This window comes from Moraxella sp. TY6 (assembly GCF_048551375.1).
GTDB lineage: Bacteria > Pseudomonadota > Gammaproteobacteria > Pseudomonadales > Moraxellaceae > Faucicola.
The window spans coordinates 1-5,419 of record NZ_JBLYZJ010000028.1 but is presented as its reverse complement, the minus strand read 5'-3'; the positions used below and the strand labels follow the sequence as shown (position 1 = coordinate 5,419).

General features: G+C 47.8%; 2 tRNA genes and 3 rRNA genes. All 5 read right to left on the bottom strand.

Annotation, left to right across the window (positions count from 1 at the left end):
- Positions 1 to 41 precede the first annotated feature (41 nt).
- Positions 42 to 155, bottom strand: a 5S ribosomal RNA gene (gene rrf, locus ACK1U4_RS11960).
- A gap of 160 nt (positions 156 to 315) precedes the next feature.
- A 23S ribosomal RNA gene (locus tag ACK1U4_RS11955) occupies positions 316 to 3,171 on the bottom strand.
- Positions 3,172 to 3,476: 305 nt separating this feature from the next.
- Positions 3,477 to 3,552: transfer RNA gene (locus ACK1U4_RS11950), tRNA-Ala, on the bottom strand.
- 4 nt (positions 3,553 to 3,556) lie between these two features.
- Positions 3,557 to 3,633, bottom strand: a tRNA-Ile gene (locus tag ACK1U4_RS11945).
- Between the two features lie 55 nt (positions 3,634 to 3,688).
- Positions 3,689 to 5,218: ribosomal RNA gene (locus ACK1U4_RS11940) — 16S ribosomal RNA — on the bottom strand.
- The 16S, 23S and 5S rRNA genes sit together here with 2 tRNA genes alongside, the layout of an rRNA operon.
- Positions 5,219 to 5,419: the final 201 nt, after the last annotated feature.

The window sequence follows — 5,419 nt, the reverse complement described above, 5'->3', positions numbered from 1 at the left end:
AAAAACCCCCACTCGACTGAGTGGGGGTTTACTTAAGAGGGTGTTGACGATGACCTACTCTCACATGGGCGAACCACACTACCATTGGCGTATTGTCGTTTCACTTCTGAGTTCGGGAAGGGATCAGGTGGGACCAACAAGCTATAATCGTCAACAAAGGCTTTAAACCGTAGAGATTACGGTAGAACAACAAAGAGAAATGAGTTATTTTTTATCAATTTAGGATTGATGAATTAGTAAAGAGACTGTATCAAGTTAAAGGTAAAAATCATTAACATTACTATCAACTAACACCTAAAACCACTTAGGCGTTGTATAGTCAAGCCAAACGAGCAATTAGTATTGGTTAGCTACACATATCACTATGCTTCCACACCCAACCTATCAACGTCCTAGTCTTGAACGGCTCTTTAGGGAAATCTAATCTTAAGGTGGGCTTCCCGCTTAGATGCTTTCAGCGGTTATCCCATCCGAACATAGCTACTCGGCAATGCGACTGGCGTCACAACCGAAACACCAGAGGTTCGTCCACTCTGGTCCTCTCGTACTAGGAGCAGATCCTCTCAAATTTCCAACGCCCACGGTAGATAGGGACCGAACTGTCTCACGACGTTCTAAACCCAGCTCGCGTACCTCTTTAAATGGCGAACAGCCATACCCTTGGGACCTGCTTCAGCCCCAGGATGAGATGAGCCGACATCGAGGTGCCAAACACCGCCGTCGATATGAACTCTTGGGCGGTATCAGCCTGTTATCCCCAGAGTACCTTTTATCCGTTGAGCGATGGCCCTTCCATACAGAACCACCGGATCACTAAGACCTACTTTCGTATCTGCTCGACTTGTGGGTCTCGCAGTTAAGCGCGCTTTTGCCTTTATACTCTTCGAACGATTTCCGACCGTTCTGAGCGCACCTTCGTACTCCTCCGTTACTCTTTAGGAGGAGACCGCCCCAGTCAAACTACCCACCATACATTGTCCTTGATATTGTTATAACTAAGTTAGAACCCCAACATTACCAGGGTGGTATTTCAAGGTTGGCTCCATAGACACTGGCGTGCCTACTTCAAAGCCTCCCACCTATCCTACACAAGTAAGGTCAAAGTTCAATGTAAAGCTGTAGTAAAGGTTCACGGGGTCTTTCCGTCTAGCCGCGGGTACACAGCATCTTCACTGCGATTTCGATTTCACTGAGTCTCTGCTGGAGACAGCGCCGCCATCATTATGCCATTCGTGCAGGTCGGAACTTACCCGACAAGGAATTTCGCTACCTTAGGACCGTTATAGTTACGGCCGCCGTTTACTGGGGCTTCGATCAAGAGCTTCGCTTACGCTAACCCCATCAATTAACCTTCCAGCACCGGGCAGGCATCACACCCTATACGTCCACTTTCGTGTTTGCAGAGTGCTGTGTTTTTAATAAACAGTTGCAGCGGCCTGGTATCTGCGACTGCCAACAGCTCAAGAAGCGTGTTCTATCACCATCGGCAGCGTACCTTCTCCCGAAGTTACGGTACCATTTTGCCTAGTTCCTTCAGCAGAGTTCTCTCAAGCGCCTTGGTATTCTCTACCTGACCACCTGTGTCGGTTTAGGGTACGATTTGTTTATGACTGGTGCTTAGAAGCTTTTCCTGGAAGCATGGTATTTGCCACTTCGCTGTACAAGTACAGCTTGCTATCAGATCTCATTAATAACCGAGCGGATTTGCCTACTCAGTCTAACTACATCCTTCCACCTGGACAACCAACGCCAGGCTGACATAACCTTCTCCGTCCCTCCATCGCATCATAAACAAGTATTGGAATATTAACCAATTTCCCATCGACTACGCCTTTCGGCCTCGCCTTAGGGGTCGACTCACCCAGCCCCGATTAACGTTGGACTGGAACCCTTGGTCTTCCGGCGTGCGAGCTTTTCACTCGCATTGTCGTTACTCACGTCAGCATTCGCTCTTGTGATACCTCCAGCATGCTTTACAACACACCTTCACAGGCTTACACAATGCTCCCCTACCACTTAATTGAAACAATTAAATCCGCAGCTTCGGCTCCTGATTTGAGCCCCGTTACATCTTCCGCGCAGGCCGACTCGACTAGTGAGCTATTACGCTTTCTTTAAAGGGTGGCTGCTTCTAAGCCAACCTCCTAGCTGTCTGTGCCTTCCCACATCGTTTCCCACTTAATCAGGAATTTGGGGCCTTAGCTGGCGGTCTGGGTTGTTTCCCTCTTGACAACGGACGTTAGCACCCGCTGTCTGTCTCCCGGATAGTACTCATTGGTATTCGGAGTTTGCATCGGTTTGGTAAGTCGAGATGACCCCCTAGCCGAAACAGTGCTCTACCCCCAATGGTATTCGTCCGAGGCGCTACCTAAATAGCTTTCGGGGAGAACCAGCTATCACCGAGTTTGATTAGCCTTTCACCCCTATCCACAAGTCATCCCCTGGCTTTTCAACGACAGTGGGTTCGGTCCTCCGGTAACTGTTACGTCACTTTCAACCTGCTCATGGATAGATCACTCGGTTTCGGGTCTATACCCTGCAACTAGACGCCCTATTAAGACTCGGTTTCCCTACGGCTCCCCTATTCGGTTAACCTTGCTACAGAATATAAGTCGCTGACCCATTATACAAAAGGTACGCCGTCACGGAACAAGTCCGCTCCGACTGCTTGTATGCACACGGTTTCAGGTTCTATTTCACTCCCCTCACAGGGGTTCTTTTCGCCTTTCCCTCACGGTACTGGTTCACTATCGGTCAGTCAGGAGTATTTAGCCTTGGAGGATGGTCCCCCCATCTTCAAACAGGATTTCTCGTGTCCCGCCCTACTTAATATGCATTCTAAAATGTTTCGAGTACGGGATTATCACCCTCTACGATTGACCTTTCCAGGTCATTCCTCTACATTAAAGTCTGTCGGCTCCTCCCCGTTCGCTCGCCGCTACTAGGGGAATCTCATTTGATGTCTTTTCCTCGGGGTACTGAGATGTTTCACTTCTCCCGGTTTGCCTCCTAATAAATTAGGATAGCTAGCTTATGCTAGCTGGGTTTCCCCATTCAGATATCGCCGGATCACAGGATATTGCCGCCTCCCCGACGCTTTTCGCAGGCTGTCACGTCTTTCATCGCCTCTGACTGCCAAGGCATCCACCATGTGCACTTCATTACTTGACTATACAACCCTAAATGGTTTCCCATTCGTGTTATATAGGTAATGGTAACGATTTTTCACCTATGTTTACGCTTGATTCAGTTCTCTTTACTTTAGGTAATCAGTTATTCCACTAATTTGGGTTAGTGGCTGATTACCAAGGTTAATTATCTTGTTGGAACGTGATAATTAACCCAGACTCATTTCTTTTCGTTGTTATTTAATGATTACACCTTCGTCAGGTTGTAATGTCTTTTCTGTATAAAACAGATTGAAGCAATCTATATCATTACCAAATCACTTTGTCTGTTTTATTGCAAGCTATTAGTGGTGGAGCCAAGGAGAGTCGAACTCCTGACCTCCTGCGTGCAAGGCAGGCGCTCTACCAACTGAGCTATGGCCCCATAATGGTGGGTCTAATAAGACTTGAACTTATGACCCCTGCCTTATCAAGGCAGTGCTCTAACCAACTGAGCTATAGACCCGCTAGCTTACGACACAAGAACAACTTGCTGTGAATTCTCACTTCAATACTTGTTTTAAGGAGGTGATCCAGCCGCAGGTTCCCCTACGGCTACCTTGTTACGACTTCACCCCAGTCATCGACCACACCGTGGTAATCGCCCTCTTACGTTAGGCTAACTACTTCTGGTGCAATAGACTCCCATGGTGTGACGGGCGGTGTGTACAAGGCCCGGGAACGTATTCACCGCGGCTTTCTGATCCGCGATTACTAGCGATTCCGACTTCATGGAGTCGAGTTGCAGACTCCAATCCGGACTACGATAGGCTTTTTGAGATTAGCATCACATCGCTGTGTAGCAACCCTCTGTACCTACCATTGTAGCACGTGTGTAGCCCTGGTCGTAAGGGCCATGATGACTTGACGTCGTCCCCGCCTTCCTCCAGTTTGTCACTGGCAGTATCCTTAAAGTTCCCGGCATAACCCGCTGGCAAGTAAGGAAAAGGGTTGCGCTCGTTGCGGGACTTAACCCAACATCTCACGACACGAGCTGACGACAGCCATGCAGCACCTGTATGTGAATTCCCGAAGGCACTCTCGCATCTCTGCAAGATTCTCACTATGTCAAGACCAGGTAAGGTTCTTCGCGTTGCATCGAATTAAACCACATGCTCCACCGCTTGTGCGGGCCCCCGTCAATTCATTTGAGTTTTAACCTTGCGGCCGTACTCCCCAGGCGGTCTACTTATCGCGTTAACTGCGCCACTAAGTCTTCAAGAGACCCAACGGCTAGTAGACATCGTTTACGGCGTGGACTACCAGGGTATCTAATCCTGTTTGCTACCCACGCTTTCGAGTCTCAGTGTCAGTATGATGCCAGAAAGCTGCCTTCGCCATCGGTATTCCTCCAGATCTCTACGCATTTCACCGCTACACCTGGAATTCTACTTTCCTCTCACCTACTCTAGCTTAACAGTATCACATGCAGTTCCTAGGTTGAGCCCAGGGATTTCACATGTGACTTATTAAGCCACCTACACTCGCTTTACGCCCAGTAATTCCGATTAACGCTCGCACCCTCTGTATTACCGCGGCTGCTGGCACAGAGTTAGCCGGTGCTTATTCTGTGGGTAACGTCTAATCTGATGGGTATTAACCATCAGCCTCTCCTCCCCACTTAAAGTGCTTTACAACCAAAAGGCCTTCTTCACACACGCGGCATGGCTGGATCAGGCTTTCGCCCATTGTCCAATATTCCCCACTGCTGCCTCCCGTAGGAGTCCGGACCGTGTCTCAGTTCCGGTGTGACTGATCATCCTCTAAGACCAGTTACAGATCGTCGCCATGGTGAGCCTTTACCTCACCATCTAGCTAATCTGATTTAGGCTCATCTAATAGCAAGAGCTAAAAGCCCCCTTTCTCCCGTAGGACGTATGCGGTATTAATTCGAGTTTCCCCGAGCTATCCCCCTCTACTAGGTAGATTCCTAAATGTTACTCACCCGTTCGCCACTAATCATACCAGCAAGCTGGTAATCATCGTTCGACTTGCATGTGTTAAGCCTGCCGCCAGCGTTCAATCTGAGCCATGATCAAACTCTTCAGTTTAATCTTTTTTATTATTGCTTTATCCGCTTACGCAGTTAAAGCAATAATTAATTTGCTTGGCTCAATTAATTTATTTACTGTTCTTTGCTCAAATAAACTTACGAGTATTTAAACTTCAATACTAAATTAATTAAGCCTTAATTTATCGCATTAAAGTGAAAATCCACACAAGTTGTTCTTGTGTTTGTTGTTATTTAATTT